We start from the raw sequence: 17,948 nt of genomic DNA on the forward strand, positions 1-17,948 counted from the left end.
GCAGGGCGGCTCCACGGGGCCGCCCTGTTTTCGTCTGCGCCGCCCGGCTTTTTCGCTGCCCTTGCAAGTTAGTAGTCATTGATGAAAACCCCTCTCTGGTTCCCGCAAAGCTTCTTCGCCCGCACCCTGTGGCTGGTACTGATCGTCGTGCTGTTTTCCAAGGCGCTGACCCTGGTGTACCTGTTGATGAACGAGGACGTGCTGGTGGACCGCCAGTACAGCCACGGCGTGGCGCTGACCCTGCGCGCCTACTGGGCGGCGGATGAAGAAAACCGCGACCAGATCGCCGAGGCTGCCGGGCTCATTCGGGTGACGGGCTCGGGGGTGCCCGAAGGCGAGCAGCACTGGCCTTACAGCGAGATCTACCAGCGCCAGATGCAGGCCGAGCTGGGCGAGGACACCGAGGTACGCCTGCGCATCCACGCGCCGCCGGCGTTGTGGGTCAACGCGCCGAGCCTGGGCCCGGGCTGGCTGAAGGTGCCGCTGTACCCACACCCGCTGCGCGGGCAGAAGATCTGGAACGTGCTGGGCTGGTTCCTGGCCATTGGCCTGTTGTCCACCGCCTCGGCGTGGATCTTCGTGCGCCAGCTCAATCAGCCGCTCAAGCGCCTGGTGTTCGCCGCCCGCCAGCTGGGCCAGGGGCGCAGCGTGCGGCTGCCGATCAGCGACACCCCCAGCGAGATGACCGAGGTGTACCGCGCCTTCAACCAGATGGCCGAGGATGTCGAGCAGGCCGGGCGTGAGCGCGAGCTGATGCTGGCGGGGGTCTCCCACGACCTGCGCACGCCGCTGACCCGCTTGCGCCTGTCGTTGTCGCTGATGGACCATGAGAGCGACCTGAGCGATGACATGGTGCGCGACATCGAGGACATGGACGCGATCCTCGACCAGTTCCTGGCGTTCATCCGCGACGGGCGTGACGAGCCGGTGGAAGAGGTCGATTTCAGCGAGCTGATCCGCGAGGTGGTGGCGCCCTACAACCAGCCCGACGAACGGGTGCGCCTGTGTCTGGAGCCGATCCCGCCGTTCCCGCTGCGCCGGGTTTCGCTCAAGCGCATGTTGGGCAACCTGATCGGCAACGCCCTGCACCACGCCGGCAAGGGCGTGGAAGTGGCGGCCTATGTGTCGGGTGAGCAAAGCGCGCCGTACGTGGTGCTCAGCGTGCTGGACCGCGGCACCGGCATCGACGAGTCGGAGCTTGAAACCATCTTCAACCCGTTCATCCGTGGCGACCGCGCCCGTGGCGGCAAGGGCACCGGGCTGGGGCTGGCGATCGTCAAGCGCATTGCCGCGCAGCATGGCGGCAATGTCGAGCTGCGCAACCGTTCAGGTGGCGGCATCGAGGCGCGGGTGCGCTTGCCGTTGGGGTTGTTGCTGCCGCGCGATGCTGTTTGATCGTTGTTGTTTGTGCCGGCCTCTTCGCGGCTAAAGCCGCTCCCACAGGTAAGGCGCTTGGTTCGGGCTTCGCACGATCCTGTAGGAGCCGGCTTGCCGGCGATCACCGGCACAGCCGGTGCCAGCATTCGCTTGTGCCGGCCCTATCGCCGGCAAGCCGGCTGCTACAGGGGGCGCGCTAGATTTTAGAAACTGAACAAGACAGTTGCTCCCACAGGGGGCATACAAAACCCTGTGGGAGCGGCTTTAGCCGCGAAGAGGCCGGTACAGACACCATCAGCCCTTGCCTTTGGTCCGGGTCTGATTAGGCCCGCCGTTCTTTTCCAGGTGCTCGATGATCATCCCGGCCACATCCTTGCCGGTGGTCACCTCGATGCCCTCAAGGCCCGGTGAGGAGTTCACTTCCATCACCAGCGGCCCGTGGTTGGAGCGCAAGATATCCACCCCGGCCACGCTCAGCCCCATCACCTTGGCCGCGCGGATGGCGGTCATGCGTTCTTCGGGGGTGATCTTGATCAGGCTGGCCACGCCGCCGCGGTGCAGGTTGGAGCGAAACTCGCCCGGCTTGGCCTGGCGCTTCATCGAGGCGATCACCTTGTCGCCGACCACGAAGCAGCGAATGTCGGCGCCGCCGGCCTCCTTGATGTACTCCTGCACCATGATGTTCTGCTTCAGGCCCATGAACGCCTCGATCACCGATTCGGCGGCCTTGGTGGTCTCGCACAGCACCACGCCGATACCCTGGGTGCCTTCGAGCACCTTGATCACCAGCGGCGCGCCGTTGACCATCTGGATCAGGTCGGGGATGTCGTCCGGTGAATGGGCGAAGCCCGTGATCGGCAGCCCGATGCCGCGACGCGACAGCAATTGCAGCGAGCGCAGCTTGTCCCGCGAGCGGGCGATGGCCACCGATTCGTTGAGCGGGTAGACGCCCATCATCTCGAACTGGCGCAGCACCGCGCAGCCATAGAACGTTACCGAGGCGCCAATGCGCGGAATGACCGCATCGAAACCCTCCAGCGGCTTGCCGCGGTAGTGGATCTGCGGCTTGTGGCTGGCGATGTTCATATAGGCCCGCAGCGTGTCGATCACCACCACTTCGTGGCCCCGTTGGGTGCCGGCCTCGACCAGGCGGCGGGTGGAATACAGACGCGGATTACGCGAAAGCACAGCGATCTTCATGCAGCACCTGTGACAGGGGAAAGGGTGGCCGGGAAGGCCGGTTTGTCCTGGACGTACTTGACGCCGGGGTTGACCACCAGTTGACCGTGGACCAGGGCTTTCGACCCCAGCAACAGGCGGTAGCGCATGCTCTTGCGACAAGCCAGGGTGAACTCCACCTCCCACACCCGGTCGCCCAGGGCCAGCGGCGTGCGGATCACGTAGCGGGTCTGGGCGTGGCCGTTGGAGCTCTTGATGGTTTTCATGGTCACCAGCGGCGCCTCGCAGCGGCGGTGGCGCAGTTGCACCACGGTGCCCAGGTGCGCATTGAAGCGCACCCACGGCTGGCCGTCGCGTTCGAAGGTTTCGATTTCGGTTGCATGCAGGCTGGAGGTGCTGGCACCGGTGTCGATCTTGGCCCGCAGGCCGGCGACGCCGAGGTCGGGCAGGGCGACCCACTCGCGCAGGCCGATCACAGTCAGGTGGTCAAATGTCTTCACTAAGCGTGCCCTGCGGATGAGGTGGTGAACTGTAATGACGGCACGGATTTTTTGCATCCGTCAGTCACGGTAGTACAGTTCCGTGAAAGACAGAATGCGAGGAAAAACCATGGCACAAAAGCCTGAAGACGACGACAAGGTGCGCCTGGACAAATGGCTGTGGGCGGCGCGTTTCTACAAGACCCGCGCCCTGGCCAAGGCGGCCATCGAGAGCGGCAAGGTGCACTGGCGCGGCGAGCGTTGCAAGCCCGGCAAGGAGCCGCGAATAGGCGATGAGTATGTGCTGCGCACCGGCTTTGACGAGCGCACGGTGGTGGTCAAGGCGTTGTCAGTGGTGCGCCGTGGCGCGCCAGAGGCGCAGACGCTGTATGAGGAAACCCCGGAAAGCGTGAAGCGCCGTGAGCAGGCGGCCGAGTTGCGCAAGGCGGGGGCATTGGGCATGACCACCGACGGGCGGCCGAACAAGAAGCAGCGCCGCCAGATTCACCAGCTGCATGGCAGTTTCGAGTGATTCGCGGTCCTTGTAGGAGCTGGCTTGCCAGCGATTGGGGCCCCGATTGTCGTACGCATCCCGAAGGATGCATCGACAGGCCTGGCCTCATCGCCGGCAAGCCGGCTCCTACAGACGATCAGGCTGCGCGAATAACGCTCATCCGCCCGACCAGCGGCAGCTTGCCGAGCAAACCGAACAGCGGCGCGGTCCAGCGCACCAGAGCCGAGCTGGCGTGGGCCGCCAGCGGCGTGTGGCAGCTCCAGCCCAGGGCCAGCACCGCCATCAGCAGGCCGCCAATGTAGTCGTCCTGGCCCCAGTGGGCGCCGGCCACCAGGCGCGGCATCATGAACAGCAAGGCCAGCGCCCAGATCACCAGGTGCTGCATCAGGCGGCGGCTGAACAGGCTCATGAACAGCGCCCAGATCAGCAGCACCGAGGCGTGGTCACCCGGGAAACTCTGGCCGGAACGGTCCTTGAGCTCCCACTTGGCTTCCAGGTTCGGGTAGTAGTCGCTCAGGTGCACGGCGTCGTCGAAGTTCATCGACGGGCTGCTGTGTTGCCAGCCCATTGCACTGACCCACTTGGAAAACAGCGCGCGAATCACCACTAATAGCAACAGCGTGACCAGAAAACCGAAAAACGCCTGGCGCACCTGCACTGCCTTGAACACCCAGTCGCCGCGAACCAGCAGCGCCAGCATGATCAGGCCGACCAGGATGTCGAACGGGCGCAGGCTGCCGATGGCCCAGATGTTGCGCCAGGCGACGTTGTCGGCCAGCGGGGCGTTGAGGCTGTGGAACAGCCATTCGTCGAAAGTCAGGCAGAGGATCTGGCCAGCAGGCCATAACCAGAAACACAGTAGTGCGATGGGCAGCAGCGTGCAGGCTGCCAGCGGTCCCCAGGACCACCTCGCTTGGAACAGTGGTCGATTGTCCATAAGATACCTCGATCTCCTAAAGGGCTTGAGCGCCCTGAAAGCGCTCTGCAGCGGGGCTTTTTAGTCACCTGTTATTATTTTGTCATCATTTTCTGATACCCGGACACCCATGAGCGACTTGCCAGATACCGATTTCACCCAACGTTTCATCTTCGACGAGCGCGATGTGCGCGGCGAGTGGGTGTCTCTCGACGAAAGCTATGCCGCAGTGCTGGCCCGCCACGCCTACCCGAAACCGGTGCAGACACTGCTCGGCGAGTTGATGGCCGCGACCTCGCTGCTGGTGGGCGCGCTCAAGTTCGACGGCCTGCTGATTTTGCAGGCGCGCTCTGCCGGGCCGATCCCGCTGCTGATGGTCGAGTGCTCCGGTGACCGCGAAATCCGCGGCATGGCGCGCTACGAGGCCGAGCACATCGCAGGCGATGCCACCCTGGAACAACTGATGCCCGATGGCCACCTGACCCTGACCATCGACCCGATCAGGGGCCAGCGCTACCAGGGTACCGTCGACCTCGACGGAGCCGACCTGGCGGAGTGCTTCACCAACTACTTCGTCCAGTCGCAGCAGCTCAACACCCGTTTCTGGCTCAACGCCGAAGGCGGCAAGGCCCGTGGCCTGCTGTTGCAGCAACTGCCGCGCGACCGCCAGCCGGACGACGAAGAGCGTGAAGAAAGCTGGCAGCACGTGGTCGCCATGGCCAGGACCCTCAAGCCCGAAGAGTGGGCAGAAGGCAACGAAACCCTGCTGCACCGCCTCTACCACGAAGACGCCGTACGCCTGTTCGACATCCAGCCGCTGCGCTTCAACTGCAGCTGCTCGCGCGAACGTTCCGGCAATGCGCTGGTCAGTCTTGGCGAGCCGGACGCCAAGGCGCTGGTCGAGGAATGCGGTGGCACGGTCGAGATCGACTGCCAGTTCTGCAACGAGCGCTATTTCTTCGATGCCAACGATGTGGCGCAACTGTTTGCCGGTGGCGGCACTGACTCGGCGTCAGAAACTCGTCACTGAAACGTTAAAGTTCAGGGAAATCTCCTGTCGAATTGCGCAAAAACGCAGTTCTGACAGGAGGGGCCTACTTTTTTTGGGCGTTTCTGGCATAATCCGGCCACTTTTTTCGCTGTAGTAGTTTTTTCAAAGCAACTACAAAACGTTTGGAGCACTCGGCCTCGGGCCGGATGGGGTATCTCATGACGCAAGCCAACAACACCGTGTACACCGACCTGAGCGTCGATGAGCTGGTAAAAGAAGCGCTGTCCCGCGGTGAAGGCGTGCTGGCCGATACTGGCGCACTGGTGGTCGAAACCGGTCACCGTACTGGCCGTTCGCCGGCTGACCGTTTCATCGTCGAAGAACCTTCCACCCAGGACCAGATTGGCTGGGGCCCGATCAACCGCAAGTTCCCGGCCGACAAGTTCGATGCCCTGTGGGACCGCGTCGAGGCGTTCAACAACGCCCAGGATCACTTCGTTTCCTACGTTCACGTAGGGGCTGCCGCCGAGCACTACCTGCCGGTGAAGATGACCACCCAGACCGCCTGGCAGAACCTGTTCGGCCGTTGCCTGTTCATCAACCCGGAGCAGGGCCAGTTCAACCCGGCCAAGCGCGATCAGTGGCAGATCCTCAACGTCGCCAACTTCGTGTGCGAGCCTGAGCGTGACGGCACCAACTCCGATGGCTGCGTGATCATCAACTTCGCCCAGAAGAAGGTGCTGATCGCCGGCATGCGCTACGCCGGTGAAATGAAGAAAGCCATGTTCTCGGTGCAGAACTTCCTGCTGCCGGCCGCCGACGTGCTGCCGATGCACTGCGCCGCCAACATCGGCGAAGCGGGCGACGTGACCCTGTTCTTCGGCCTGTCCGGCACCGGCAAGACCACCCTGTCGGCCGACGAAAGCCGCTACCTGATCGGTGACGACGAGCACGGCTGGGGTGAGGGCGTGGTGTTCAACATCGAGGGCGGTTGCTATGCCAAGTGCATCGACCTGTCCGAGAAGAACGAGCCGGTCATCTGGAAAGCCATCAAGCACGGCGCTGTGCTGGAAAACGTCGTCATCGACGATGCCAAGCACGCCGACTACGCCGATGTCAGCCTGACCCAGAACAGCCGCGCAGCCTACCCGCTGGAGCACGTTGCCAAGGTCTCCGAGAAGAACCTGGGCGGCGAGCCTAACGCGGTCATCTTCCTGACCTGCGACCTGACCGGCGTACTGCCGCCAGTGTCGATCCTGAACAACGAGCAGGCGGCCTACCACTTCCTGTCCGGTTACACCGCGCTGGTCGGTTCCACCGAAATGGGCTCGGGCAGCGGCATCAAGTCGACCTTCTCCACCTGCTTCGGCGCGCCGTTCTTCCCGCGCCCGGCTGGCGTTTACGCCGAGCTGCTGATCAAGCGCATCAACGCTTTCGGCTCCAAGGTGTACCTGGTCAACACCGGCTGGACCGGCGGTGGCTACGGCGTTGGCAAGCGCTTCAGCATCCCGACCACCCGTGGCGTGATCGCTGCCATCCAGAGCGGTGCTCTGGTCGGCGCTGAAACCGAGCACCTGGACATCATCAACCTGGATGTGCCGAAGGCCGTTCCGGGCGTCGACACCGAGCTGCTCAACCCGCGCACCACCTGGGCTGACCAGGCTGCCTACGACGAAGCCGCCAAGGGCCTGGCCAAGCTGTTCACCGAGAACTTCAAGAAGTTCGACGTTTCCGACGCCATCAAGGCCGCTGGCCCGCAGCTGTAAGCTGCCAGCCGGTACGGAACAAAAAACCGCCCCTCGGGGCGGTTTTTTTATGCCTGGCTATTACCTGCTTCGCGAGTAAGCCGAGGCGCCGAACCGCCGTTCCCAGAGCGTCGGACAAAGCTCAATTCAGAGCTTCACCCGAGCAACTGTCTTGCTGACTTTCATGAAGCTGGCGCGATTCCTGTGGGAGCGGGCTTGCCCGCGAACACCGGCGCAGCCGGTGCCAGGCACCGCGTCGCTTGCTTCGCGGGCAAGCCCGCTCCCACAGGGTACGCGGTGTCTGGAGAAACGTTGAGCCGGTATCAGCGCTGGCTGGCCTTGAGTTCAGCGCGCCGGGCAGCAAAGAGCTTCTCGGCCTCATCGTCTTCCAGCGCAGGTGATGGATCTTGCAGGCTGGCTTCGACCTGTTCGGCGAACCAAGCGTCATAGGCAGCCGCTTCATGGGCCCGTTTGAGCGCCTGGGCCCGATCAGGCCGCTTGTAGGTGCTGATTTGTGCCGGGTTCCAGATCGAGCTGTCGACCTCGAAGTGGTCGATACCCAGTTCATGCAGGTAGCTGACCAGCGTTTCGAGTTTCTTGAACAACCTGATATCGCCGCTACGCTGCGCGGTGAGCACGTGCTCCTGATCGTTTATATCGACCTGGATGGCCCAGCCTCCGGGCTGTGCAACGATGTGGGTGGCATTGATGCGGCCACCTTCGGCCAGTCGGCTGAGGTTGGCATGGTCCAGTTGCTGGGTGGGCATGGGTGCGTGTCTCGGTTTCATTGGGTGCCGACCATCTTATGCAAACTATTGTTGATTGCGACTATAGGCGTTCCGAAGTCATTGTGGGAAGCTTCTGCAAATCATCTAGGAATGCTTAGGACGGCCCCATGACCGAATCCCCCCAACGCTCCGCCTTCTGCCACTTCCACCCCATCCTCACCCGCCCCCAGGACAACGGCCTCAACGGCCACCTGACGGGCTCCACGGTGCATGGCTTCTTCGAAACCGCTATCCAGGCGTTCCTCGTAGAGCAGGCCGAGCTGGACTTGCGTGACGGTGAGCTGGCGGCGTTCGTGGTCAGCTCGGCGGCCGACTTCTTCGCCTTGCCGGCGTTCCCGGATGTGCTCGAAGTGGGCCTGGGCGTGACCCGGCTGGTCGGCAGCACGGTGGAGTTTCGCCTGGCGTTGTTCCGCCCGGGTGATGCAGAGGCCTGTGCGGCGGGCACCTTGGTGCAGGTGTTCATCGAGCGGGCATCGGGGCGGCCGGTGGCGCTGCCGGAAACCTTGCGCCTGATTCTGGCGGGGCTGTCGCTCAATCGTTGAGGCGGATGATGCCCTCGCGCACGGCGAACAGCACCAGCCCCGGCACGTCGTGAATCTGCAGGCGGTGCATGATCTGCGCGCGGTGCGCCTCCACGGTTTTGACACTCAGGCCCAGGCCGTCGGCGATCGAGCGGGTACTCTCGCCGCGGGCGATCAGGCGCAGGATCTCCAGCTGGCGCGTGGTCAACTGCGTGGCCGGGTTACCCGCCGAGTGCTGGCGGGTGTGCTTCACCGCCTGGCCGATGACCAACGGCAATACCGCCGAGCACAGGTATTGGCCACCTGCCTGCAGTGACTGCAGGGCCAGCTCCAGCTCAAGCACCGTCGCGCTTTTCAGCAAAAAACCCTGGGCGCCCTGGCGCAGGCACTTCATCACGAAGTCCAGCTCGGAGCGCGACGACAGCATCAGCACCGCGCTTTCCGGCGCGCGCACCGACAGCTCGCGCAGGGTCTGTTCACCCTTTGAGGCAAGCGCGACGTCGAGCAGGATGATCTGCGGCCTGAACTGTTCGGCCAAAGCGACCGTCCCCAGGCTGTCACCTGCCTCGCCGACCACGGCATATTCCTGTTTTTGTTCCAGCAGCGCTCGCAGGCCTGCTCTGAACAGTGGCGAGTCGTCAGCAAGGAGTACACGGCAACGCATAGGCTGTAACCTGTCTTGCAAAATAGAGGGAGCGTTGTTGGCATGGCTCTGGCGGCTGCACTGCGCACAGCCGGCGGGGTTGCGCTCGCTTGTGGTGTGCCCGGGTACCCTTGGCAACAGTCGGTTGAACGTTCGGTATGGCGCAGCCCCTGTCATTCCTGGCCCGCAGGTTCGGCGAACTGGCAGATCAGCGCAGGCAATCGCTGCAGCGGCTCGACCTGCTGCGCAGCCCCCATCCTGATGGCTTCCTTGGGCATGCCGAAAACGACGCAGCTCGCCTCGTCCTGGGCGACGGTACTGGCGCCGTGTTCACGCATGGCGAGCAAGCCGCGTGCGCCGTCATCACCCATTCCGGTCATGATGATGCCCAGCGCCTGGCCGCCTGCATGGCGCGCAGCGGAGCGAAACAAGACGTCTACTGAAGGCTTGTGGCGATTGACCGCAGGGCCATCGATCACTTCGACCAGAAATTGCGAACCGCTGCGCTTGAGCTGCATGTGCAGGCCGCCGGGAGCGAGCAGTGCCAACCCGCTCTGCACGCGATCCAGGTGCCTGGCTTCGCGTACTTCGATCTGGCAGAGGCTGTTGAGCCTGCGGGCAAAATCGGCGGTGAATTTCTCTGGCATGTGTTGAACGATCACAATGCCGGGGCAGTTGCCTGGCAAGCGTCTGAGGATGTACTCCAGCGCCAGGGTGCCGCCTGTCGAACAGCCAAGTGTAACGATTCGCTCACAGCTTTTGAGCCCATACGTCGCAGCGGCCGCAGTTTTTTTTTCGTCCTTTGGCTTGTTGGCAGGTGCACGTGCCGGCAAGGCTCGCGCGGCGTTCTCGACACAGCTCACCAGCTCGCCCTCGAGGTCTTCGAGGGCCTTGCGCAAGCCAAGCCTGGCCTTGGTGAAGATGCCGGCCGCACCGGCCTTCAGGGCCTGCTCGACCAGCGCCGTACCGGGCTCGGCCAGGCTTGAGCAGATGATGGTCGGCGTGGCGCGCTCGCTCATCACCTGGCGCAGGAAGGTCAGCCCGTCCATGCGCGGCATCTCGAGGTCGAGAATCAACACGTCGGGCCAGTCCTTGCGCAACTTGTCGATTGCGTACAGCGGGTCGGCGGCCATGCCGATGACGCGAATGTGCGGGTGTTTCTCCAGCAGTTGCGTGAGCACCTGGCGCACCAGTGCCGAGTCATCGACGATGAACACGCGGATCGGCTCCTTGCCTCGTGTACTCATACCCGCTCGAACACCGATGGCTGCGCCAGGCGCAAGGGCAGGTCGAAGCCGTGAATGCTTTCGGCGTGGCCGATGAACAACAGCCCGCCCACGCGCAGTTGCCCGACGATCCGCCGGACGATCTCCTGCTTTTGCGCAGGCTCGAAGTAGATCAGCAGGTTGCGCAGGAAAATCACGTCGAAGGTGCCCAGGTCTTCGGGCAGTGGCCGGACCACATTGACCTCGCGAAAACGTACCCGTGAGCGCAGGTTGGCCTGGATACGCAGGCGCCCTTCCATGTCGCCGACGCCGCACTGGGCGTGGCGGCGCAGCCAGCCATCGGGGAAGTAGCGGCTCTGTTCCATGCTGTAGATGCCGCGCTCGGCCAGTGCCAGCATGCTTTGGCTGAGGTCGCTGGCCAGCACCGACCAGTCGCCGCCCAGATGCTCGGCGGCGACCATGGCCAGGCTGTAGGGCTCCTCGCCCGACGAGCAGGCCGCACTCCACAGGCGCACGGGCGCGCGCTGCTGCGCCAGCCACTGGCCGAGAAACTCGAAGTGCGGGTGCTCGCGAAAAAAATACGTTTCGTTGGTGGTCAGCAAGTCCACCACCAGGCGGCGTTCGCGCTGGTGAGCCGGCTCGGCGATCAGCGCCAGGTACTGGTCGTAGTTGTTGAACTGAAAATGCCGCAGGCGGCGCATCAGGCGCCCGGCCACCAGCGTGCGTTTGTTGCTGGCCAGGTGAATGCCCGAGGCGTCCTGCATCAGGCGTTGCAATTGCTTGAACTGGGCTTCGCCAAGCTTGGGCAGGCTGAGCATGGGTCAGTCTGCCGCCCTGGCCTGGGCCAGATCGAGCAGGTCCTGGGTCGACAGCACCTGCAGCAGGTTGAGGATGATCAGAAAACCTTGCTCCTGCTGGGCCATGCCGGCAATGAAGTCGACGCGGATCTGCGCACCGAAGGGCGGCGGCGGCAGTACCTGGCGGGTATCGATGTCATGCACGGCGTCCACGGCATCGACCACCAGGCCGAGCCGCTGGCGGGTGTCTTCCAGGGCCAGCTCGGTGATCACGATGCAGGTGCGTTTGCCCGGCGCGGTGCGGCTCAGGCCAAAGCGCGCGGCCAGGTCCAGCACCGGGACGACGTTGCCGCGCAGGTTGATCACCCCGTGGATGTACTCCGGCATCATCGGCACCCGGGTAACCTCGGCGTATTCGATGATCTCGCGCACCAGGTCGATGGGCAGGGCGTAGCCGGCCTGGCGCACCCGAAAGCTCAGGTGCTGGATGCATTGGGCTTCGGCCAGGCTGCCGAACGAGGCTTGCATTGCGGTCATGGCACGCTCCGGTCAGGAGAAATTGACGAACTGGTGGTCGTCCAGGCTGGCCTTGCGCATGGCTTGCAGCGGCTCGGGCAGCGGCTCGACCGGCCGTTGCAGGCGTGGCAGGCCATCCTGTTGGAAGCGGAAGAAGGCGATCAGTTCCTGCAACTGCTCGGCCTGGGCGTTCATTTCCTCGGCGGTGGCGGCCAGTTCTTCGGAGGCCGAGGCGTTCTGCTGGGTGATCTGGTTCATCTGGCCCATGGCAATGTTGACCTGGCCGGCTGCGCTGCTCTGCTCCTGGGACGCTGCGGTAATTTCCTGCACAAGGTCCGAGGTGCGCTGAATGTTGGGGACGATTTCGCCCAGCAACACGCCGGCTTTTTCCGCCAGTTGCACGCTGCTGGAGGCTACCTGGCCGATTTCCTGGGCGGCGATCTGGCTGCGCTCGGCCAGCTTGCGCACTTCGGCGGCCACCACTGCGAAGCCCTTGCCGTGCTCGCCGGCGCGGGCGGCTTCGATGGCCGCGTTGAGGGCCAGCAGGTTGGTCTGGTAGGCGATGTCATCGATGATGCCGATCTTGTCGGCGATCTGCTTCATTGCCAGCACCGTGTCGCCGACCGCCGTGCCGCCCTGGCCGGCATCGTTGGCGGCCTTGCCGGCGATGTCGTCGGTGAGCTTGGCGCTTTCGGTGTTCTGGGCGATGGAGGCCGACATCTGCTCGATCGAGGCGCTGGTCTGCTCGACGCTGGCGGCCTGTTCGCTGGCGGCCTGGCTGAGCGACTGGGAGGTCGAGCTGACTTCGGCCGAGGCCGACGACAGCGCATCGGCGGCGCTGCGCACATCACCGAGGATGCTGCGCAGGCGAACGGTCATGTTCTGCATCGAGCCGAGCAATTGCCCGGTTTCGTCGCGGCGGTTGACCACCAGGTCGTGGCTCAGGTCGCCGGCGGCCATGCGGTCGGCGGCCAGCACCGCGCCACTGAGCGGGCGGGTGATGCTGCGGGTCACCAGCACGCCGATCAGCAAGCCGGCCAGGGTGGCGACCGCGACCAGGGTGATCATCTGCACGCGTGAACTGTCGGCAATGGCAGTGATGTCGCTGTTGGCTTCGCCTGCCCGGTCCTGTTTGTTCTGGCTGGCCATGCCCAGCAGTTGGTCCAACTCGGTTGCCGAGGCGATGACCCGTGGCAGCAGTTCGAGGGTCGGGGTGCTGATTTGCAGTTCGCCGGACTGCTGGTGGGTGGCGAGCAGCAGGGTGGCGGCGTTGACGTAGTCCTGCAGGCGCGTGGTGATGTTGTCGACGCTGGCCTTGCCCTCGGGCGTCAGGTGGTAGTCCTTGGCCTTGAGCAGTTGCTCACGGGTCTTGTCCAGGGCCGCGCGGGCATCGGCCGCGGCTTTGTCGCGCTCCTCGCGGGATACCGCCAGCAAGCTCTGGCGCAGCGAGCGCCCGGCGGTGACCAGCTGGATATTGGCGTTTTGCAGGGTGCTAAGGCCCTGGATATCGACATCGAACATGCGGTCCGAGAGCTGGTCGACCTGGTCCAGGTTACGAATCCCGATGAGGCCGATGATGGCGGTGAGCGCCACTACCACGATGAAACCCAGGGTCAGGCGCGCCCCGATTTTCATGTTGCTGATCCACTGCATGTCTCGTCTCCGGAAAGGGTTGCCATCGCCGCAGAGGGGCGATGCTTGGGTTCGTTGCGCTGTTGCAGGTCGCGGAACAGGCTGGCGATATCGAGGATCAGCGCCACCTGGCCTGAACCGAGGATGGTCGAGCCACTGATGCCATTGAGGTGGCGAAACAGCTGCCCGAGCGGTTTGATCACGGTTTGCAGCTCGCCATACAGGCGGTCGACGATCAGGCCGACCTGTTGCCGGCCTTGGCTGACCACCACGATGTTGCGTCGGCTGACCGGTGGCGCGCCCAGGGCAAAATGCGTGGTCAGGTCGATGCACGGCAGCGGCTTGCCGCGCAGGTTGAGCGGACCGCTGGCATCTGAAGGGGCTTCCATGCACTCGGTGACCATGTCCAGCGGGATGACGAAGCGCTCAAGGCCGGCCCCCACCAGAAAGCCGTCGATGATCGCCAGGGTCAGCGGCAGGCGGATGCGGAACAGGCAGCCCTGGCCCGGCGCCGATTCGATTTCGATGGTGCCGCGCAGTTCGTCGATGGCGCTGCGCACCACATCCATGCCGACCCCGCGCCCGGACAGGTTGGACACCTGTTCGGCGGTGGAAAAACCGGCCTCGAAGATCAGCATGTGGATATCGCTGTCCGGCAGCAGGCTGTCGGCATCGAGCATGCCGCGGGCAATGGCTTTTTCGCGGATTCTGGCGGTGTTCAGGCCGCGCCCGTCGTCCTGGATTTCCAGCACGATCATCCCCGAGTCATGGCCGGCCCGCAGGCTCAGGTTGCCCTGCGCCGGCTTGCCTGCCGCCAGGCGCTCCTCGGCGCCTTCGATGCCGTGGTCGATGGCGTTGCGCACCAGGTGGATCAGCGGGTCGGCGATGCGGTCGATCAGCGTCTTGTCCAGCTCGGTGTCGCCGCCGTGCAGGTGCAGCTGGATCTGCTTGTTCAGCGTCAGGCTGACGTCACGCACCACCCGGTGGAAGCGATTGAAGGTTTCGCCGATTTCGACCATGCGCAGCTTCAGGGCGCGCTCGCGGATCTGCTCGACGTGCTGGTGCACCGCCTGCACCCGTTCGATGCAGTCGCTGTCACCGCTGTGCATGGCCTGCATCTGCGCGCCGGCGGTGCTGATGACCAGCTCGCCGACCAGGTTGATCAGCTCGTCCAGTTTGTGCGCCGCGACCTTCACCAGGCTGCTGGCGGCATGAACCGTGCGCGGTTCCTCAGTGGCTTGAACGGGCGACAACGTTTGCGCAGGCCCGCTTGCAGGCGCCCTGTCGGGCAGTGCCTCGGGCGCTGTCTGGCAGGTCAGGCTCAGCTGGTAGAAACCATCGGCGAGGCTGAACACCTCTTGCAGCGCTTCGCGGCTGGCGAGGGTGCTCAGGGTGATGTCGAAACCCAGGTAGCATTGCTCGGGGTCCATCTGCTCGAGTGTGGGCAAGGCATCGGTCAGGGTGTGCACGGCAAGCAGGTCGCCCAGCCGCGCCAGGTAGCGGATGAACGCGCAGGGGTCGAAACCGTTACGCAGCAGTTCGGCATCCAGGCGCAGGCTCAACTGCCAGACCGCCGGGCTTTCGATGGTTGCTACCGGGGGGCTGTCAACCGCTTCGAGCGCAGCCAGCAGCTCGGCCTGGCGGGGTGTATGCGGCGCCAGGGTGGCGGTGTGCGGGTCGATGCTGCGCACCATGGTATTGAGCTCGTCCATGCACTGCAGCATCAGCGAGCTGAGGCTGTCGTTGAGCGCGCACTCGCCATCGCGCACCTGCATCAGGCGGTTTTCCAACTGGTGGGCCAAGGCCACCAGAGGCTCCAGCGAGAAGATCCCGGCCGAGCCCTTGAGGGTGTGTACCGAACGGAACAAGGCGTTGATCGCCTCGCTGTCGCTGGGGCTGCGCTCAAGAATCAGCAGGCAGTCCTCGGCCTCCCTGAGCAGGTCGTTGGCCTCTTCGAGAAACCCCTGAAGTAACTGCTGCCACTGTTGTGCGTCGAGCATGGGGTCATCCTGCGCAGGCAGCTTGGAGGTCGAGCGCCAGCTCTGCCGGGCGCAACAGGTCGATAAGAGCGGCGGCTTGGTCAGACAATGCCACCACCTGCAGCGCGTGGGCCTCGCCACCGAGCTGCCTGGCCAGGGCCAGCAGCAACTGCAGCCCGGCACTGTCGAGCTCGCCCAGTGCGCCCAGGTCGAGCGACCAGGGGCCGGGGTGCTCGGCCAGTAGTGCCAATAAGGCGGTGTGAGTGTCGCGCGCCTCGAAAATGGTCAGGTCACCGGCGAGGGCCAGGCACGCAGGCAGGTTTTCGGTACCGGGGCGCAGCGTGAGGCTGGCCATCAGCCCACCAGCTTTTCTACGGCAGCCAGCAACTGCTGCGGCTGGAACGGCTTGACCATCCAGGCTTTGGCTCCGGCGGCCTGGCCCTCGGCTTTCTTGCTCTGCTCGCTTTCGGTGGTGAGCATCATGATTGGCGTGAAGCGGTATTCGTTACGCGCCTTCAACGCCTTGACCAGGCCGATGCCATCCAACCGGGGCATGTTCACGTCGCTGATGATCAGGTTGACCTTCTGCCCGGTCAGCTTGGCCAGCGCATCCTGCCCGTCGCACGCTTCGATGATGGTGTGGCCGGCGCCGGCGAGGCTGATGCGCACCAGTTGGCGCATGGAGGCCGAGTCGTCGACGATCAGAATGGTTTTGGCCATGGTGAGGGTTACCTGAGGGGTTAGAAGAAGGTGAGTTCGGCGGCATCGCTCGGGGAGTGCCGGCCGCTGCGCTCTTCACGGGTGGTGAAGCGCTCGCGCTGGCCGCGCAGCCAGGCGTCGATGTCGGCCAGCTTCGGGTCATTGGCCGCGAGGGCGGCCAGCAGCTCGCCAAGGTCGATGGCGACATGGTCGAGCACCTGGTCCACGCGGTCCTGGAACTGCAGGTTGACCAGAATCGCCTGGATGTCCTGTTGGGTGGTGCGGGTGTCCTGCTGCAATTCCCTGGAGGCCTGGTCGAGGGCCTTGAGGTTGCCGCCCAGGCCTTCGATCACCTCGTCGAGCAGTTGCTGCAGGTGCGCAAGGTCTGCCTGGTCGTGGGCGCTGAGCGCCTCGGCCGATTCGATGCTGGTCTGGATGGCGTGGTTGATTTCACCGACCTTGGCATCCATCGACTGCCCGGTGGTGGCCGACAGTTGCGACAGTTTGCGCACCTCGTCGGCCACCACCGAGAAGCCCCGGCCATAGTCGCCGGCGCGGGCCGCTTCGATGGCGGCGTTGAGGGCCAGCAGGTTGGTCTGGTTGGCGATTTCCTGGACATGCCGTGCCATCTGCTGCAACTGGCCGGTGTAGCTGTCCAGGTGGCTGATGCTTTGCAGCACGGCGCTCTGGCGCTGGCCGCGGCTGGCGAAGGCGTCGGTCACCTGTTGCAGTTGCCCGCTGCAGCGGCGCAGGCCGTCGCCGACACCGTCCTGCTCGGTGCTGCGGGCGGCGGCATCGAGCGAGGCGTCCAGGCGTTGGTGGATGGCCGCAAAGCGCTCCAGCAGCCCGCCGATGTTGTCGGCCACCAGCAAGCGGCTTTGTTGCAGGCCGTCAGTCCAGGCAGCAGCAGCTTGCGGCAGCAGCTGTAACAGCGGGTGTTGGTGGCCAGGGGGGGCCTCAGCCGGCGCGTTTTCCAGGGCGGGGTTGGCGTAGGCCACCGGGCGGGGGCGCAGCAGCAAGGTTGCAAGCACGATGGCGGCCAGCGCGAACAGGCCCAGCCAGAGCATGCCGGTGAACAGTGCCGTGGCGCATAGCGCTGTGCCGATCCATATGACGAGATACATCCGCATTCCGCTGCGCTGCCTTTTTCAGGTTACGAGTGCGGATGGTACAAGCTGACTTTTGACGTCAAAATCGGGACAGCCCTTAATCCGACCGAGCAGTCATGCAAGCATGGCCGGCCAGGGGAGCGCCTTTTAATTGATTGACTGGTCAGGTAAATCGCAGGGGAACGCCAGTGGCTGCGGAGTACGGGCTGACGCGTTTTGTCGCAGGGGAGGGGGCAAGATCGCTTAAGGGTTAGGAGTATGGCTTAAGCCATTGGTGTGGTGGCAATGTGCCTGACCACTTAAGCAAAACGCCTGCGGTGGGCGCCGCAGGCGTTCGTGACAACCGGCCGATCAGTCGCGCCAGTGGCGCTTGTGCTTGCGGTGGCCGTAATGATGGCCGCGGTCGTAGTGGCGGCGATCGTCGTAGCCGCGGCGGTAGCGGCGGTCGTCGCGGCGCTCGTCTTCATCGGCCTTGTTGCCCATGTAGTTACCCAGTGCGCCACCGGCGCCGCCGCCTGCGGCTGCACCAATGTAGCTGCCGGTGGTACCGCCCATGGAGCGGCCGACCACGTTACCGCCTGCGGCGCCCAGCGCGCCACCGATGGCGGCCTCGCCACGCTGGCGCTTGTCGGCACCCAGGGCGCCGCCGGCTGCACCACCCAGGCCGGCACCGATGGCACCGCCCGTGCTGCCGCCGATGGAGTTGCCCACCACGGAGCCCAGTACCCCACCCAATGCGCCGCCAATGCCGGCCTCGGTGGTGCCGCCTGCCATGGCCACGCCGCTGAGCAAGCTGAAAGACAACAACAGAATCGAGGAGTACTTCTTCATCAAGAG

Annotated in this window: 19 protein-coding genes; 5 read left to right on the top strand and 14 right to left on the bottom strand. The window is 64.5% G+C overall.

Going from position 1 to position 17,948, the window contains the following annotated elements; all coding sequences use genetic code 11:
- The first annotated feature begins 81 nt into the window (after window positions 1–81).
- Complete coding sequence (locus ACI2KK_RS03585) at window positions 82–1,395, top strand: ATP-binding protein (RefSeq protein ID WP_369988602.1); 1,314 nt, start codon at window positions 82–84, stop codon at window positions 1,393–1,395.
- Window positions 1,396–1,671: 276 nt separating this feature from the next.
- Here ACI2KK_RS03585 and rimK read toward each other — a convergent pair whose 3' ends face one another.
- Complete coding sequence (gene rimK / locus ACI2KK_RS03590) at window positions 1,672–2,577, bottom strand: 30S ribosomal protein S6--L-glutamate ligase (RefSeq protein ID WP_084942096.1); 906 nt, start codon at window positions 2,575–2,577, stop codon at window positions 1,672–1,674.
- The gene (locus ACI2KK_RS03595) at window positions 2,574–3,056 is read right to left on the bottom strand and encodes an ATP-dependent zinc protease (RefSeq protein ID WP_217840835.1); all 483 of its coding nucleotides are present in this window, start codon (window positions 3,054–3,056) and stop codon (window positions 2,574–2,576) included. The genes rimK and ACI2KK_RS03595 overlap by 4 nt, the downstream gene beginning before the upstream one ends.
- Before the next feature lie 109 nt (window positions 3,057–3,165).
- Here ACI2KK_RS03595 and ACI2KK_RS03600 point away from each other — a divergent pair, with 109 nt between their 5' ends.
- Window positions 3,166–3,567 carry an RNA-binding S4 domain-containing protein gene (locus ACI2KK_RS03600; RefSeq protein WP_217840834.1) on the top strand — a complete coding sequence of 134 codons (402 nt, stop codon included), beginning with the start codon at window positions 3,166–3,168 and terminating at the stop codon, window positions 3,565–3,567.
- Window positions 3,568–3,685: 118 nt separating this feature from the next.
- Here ACI2KK_RS03600 and ACI2KK_RS03605 read toward each other — a convergent pair whose 3' ends face one another.
- On the bottom strand, window positions 3,686–4,486 hold the full coding sequence (locus ACI2KK_RS03605) for a phosphatase PAP2 family protein (protein WP_404667892.1): 801 nt from the start codon (window positions 4,484–4,486) through the stop codon (window positions 3,686–3,688).
- Window positions 4,487–4,595: 109 nt separating this feature from the next.
- On the opposite strand from ACI2KK_RS03605, the gene hslO reads away from it, so the two are divergent.
- Together hslO and ACI2KK_RS03615 are read left to right on the top strand one after the other, a co-directional pair.
- Window positions 4,596–5,495, top strand: a complete 900-nt coding sequence (hslO, locus tag ACI2KK_RS03610; RefSeq protein ID WP_404667893.1) for an Hsp33 family molecular chaperone HslO — start codon at window positions 4,596–4,598, stop codon at window positions 5,493–5,495.
- Between the two features lie 179 nt (window positions 5,496–5,674).
- Window positions 5,675–7,222: a phosphoenolpyruvate carboxykinase gene (locus ACI2KK_RS03615; RefSeq protein ID WP_404667894.1), complete on the top strand. Its 1,548-nt coding sequence runs from the start codon at window positions 5,675–5,677 to the stop codon at window positions 7,220–7,222.
- Window positions 7,223–7,524: 302 nt separating this feature from the next.
- On the opposite strand, the gene ACI2KK_RS03620 is transcribed toward ACI2KK_RS03615, so the two are convergent.
- Window positions 7,525–7,968, bottom strand: a complete 444-nt coding sequence (locus tag ACI2KK_RS03620; protein WP_404667895.1) for a hypothetical protein — start codon at window positions 7,966–7,968, stop codon at window positions 7,525–7,527.
- A gap of 128 nt (window positions 7,969–8,096) precedes the next feature.
- Here ACI2KK_RS03620 and ACI2KK_RS03625 point away from each other — a divergent pair, with 128 nt between their 5' ends.
- On the top strand, window positions 8,097–8,531 hold the full coding sequence (locus ACI2KK_RS03625) for a thioesterase family protein (protein ID WP_217887136.1): 435 nt from the start codon (window positions 8,097–8,099) through the stop codon (window positions 8,529–8,531).
- Here ACI2KK_RS03625 and ACI2KK_RS03630 read toward each other — a convergent pair.
- From ACI2KK_RS03630 to ACI2KK_RS03675, 10 genes are all read right to left on the bottom strand, one after another.
- Window positions 8,521–9,174 (bottom strand): response regulator, encoded by a 654-nt coding sequence (locus ACI2KK_RS03630; RefSeq protein ID WP_404667896.1) that lies wholly within the window; start codon window positions 9,172–9,174, stop codon window positions 8,521–8,523. The genes ACI2KK_RS03625 and ACI2KK_RS03630 overlap by 11 nt on opposite strands.
- Before the next feature lie 152 nt (window positions 9,175–9,326).
- A complete protein-coding gene (locus ACI2KK_RS03635) occupies window positions 9,327–10,400 on the bottom strand; it encodes a chemotaxis response regulator protein-glutamate methylesterase (RefSeq protein WP_404667897.1) in 1,074 nt (357 codons plus the stop codon).
- On the bottom strand, window positions 10,397–11,197 hold the full coding sequence (locus ACI2KK_RS03640; RefSeq protein WP_404667898.1) for a CheR family methyltransferase: 801 nt from the start codon (window positions 11,195–11,197) through the stop codon (window positions 10,397–10,399). Before ACI2KK_RS03640 ends, ACI2KK_RS03635 begins: the two co-directional genes overlap by 4 nt.
- Before the next feature lie 3 nt (window positions 11,198–11,200).
- Window positions 11,201–11,713 (bottom strand): chemotaxis protein CheW, encoded by a 513-nt coding sequence (locus ACI2KK_RS03645; protein ID WP_404667899.1) that lies wholly within the window; start codon window positions 11,711–11,713, stop codon window positions 11,201–11,203.
- Window positions 11,714–11,725: 12 nt separating this feature from the next.
- Window positions 11,726–13,345, bottom strand: a complete 1,620-nt coding sequence (locus ACI2KK_RS03650; protein ID WP_404667900.1) for a methyl-accepting chemotaxis protein — start codon at window positions 13,343–13,345, stop codon at window positions 11,726–11,728.
- Window positions 13,324–15,324 (bottom strand): chemotaxis protein CheA, encoded by a 2,001-nt coding sequence (locus tag ACI2KK_RS03655; RefSeq protein WP_404667901.1) that lies wholly within the window; start codon window positions 15,322–15,324, stop codon window positions 13,324–13,326. Before ACI2KK_RS03655 ends, ACI2KK_RS03650 begins: the two co-directional genes overlap by 22 nt.
- 4 nt (window positions 15,325–15,328) lie before the next feature.
- Window positions 15,329–15,658, bottom strand: coding sequence for an STAS domain-containing protein (locus ACI2KK_RS03660; protein WP_404667902.1), 330 nt, complete (start codon window positions 15,656–15,658; stop codon window positions 15,329–15,331).
- Complete coding sequence (locus tag ACI2KK_RS03665; protein ID WP_217840820.1) at window positions 15,658–16,023, bottom strand: response regulator; 366 nt, start codon at window positions 16,021–16,023, stop codon at window positions 15,658–15,660. Before ACI2KK_RS03665 ends, ACI2KK_RS03660 begins: the two co-directional genes overlap by 1 nt.
- A 20-nt stretch (window positions 16,024–16,043) precedes the next feature.
- Window positions 16,044–17,132 carry a methyl-accepting chemotaxis protein gene (locus ACI2KK_RS03670; protein WP_404667903.1) on the bottom strand — a complete coding sequence of 363 codons (1,089 nt, stop codon included), beginning with the start codon at window positions 17,130–17,132 and terminating at the stop codon, window positions 16,044–16,046.
- 330 nt (window positions 17,133–17,462) lie between these two features.
- On the bottom strand, window positions 17,463–17,942 hold the full coding sequence (locus tag ACI2KK_RS03675) for a glycine zipper domain-containing protein (protein WP_217840818.1): 480 nt from the start codon (window positions 17,940–17,942) through the stop codon (window positions 17,463–17,465).
- Between the last annotated feature and the right edge of the window lie 6 nt (window positions 17,943–17,948).

It is taken from the genome of Pseudomonas sp. NPDC089406 (assembly GCF_044900265.1).
Lineage (GTDB): Bacteria > Pseudomonadota > Gammaproteobacteria > Pseudomonadales > Pseudomonadaceae > Aquipseudomonas > Aquipseudomonas fakonensis.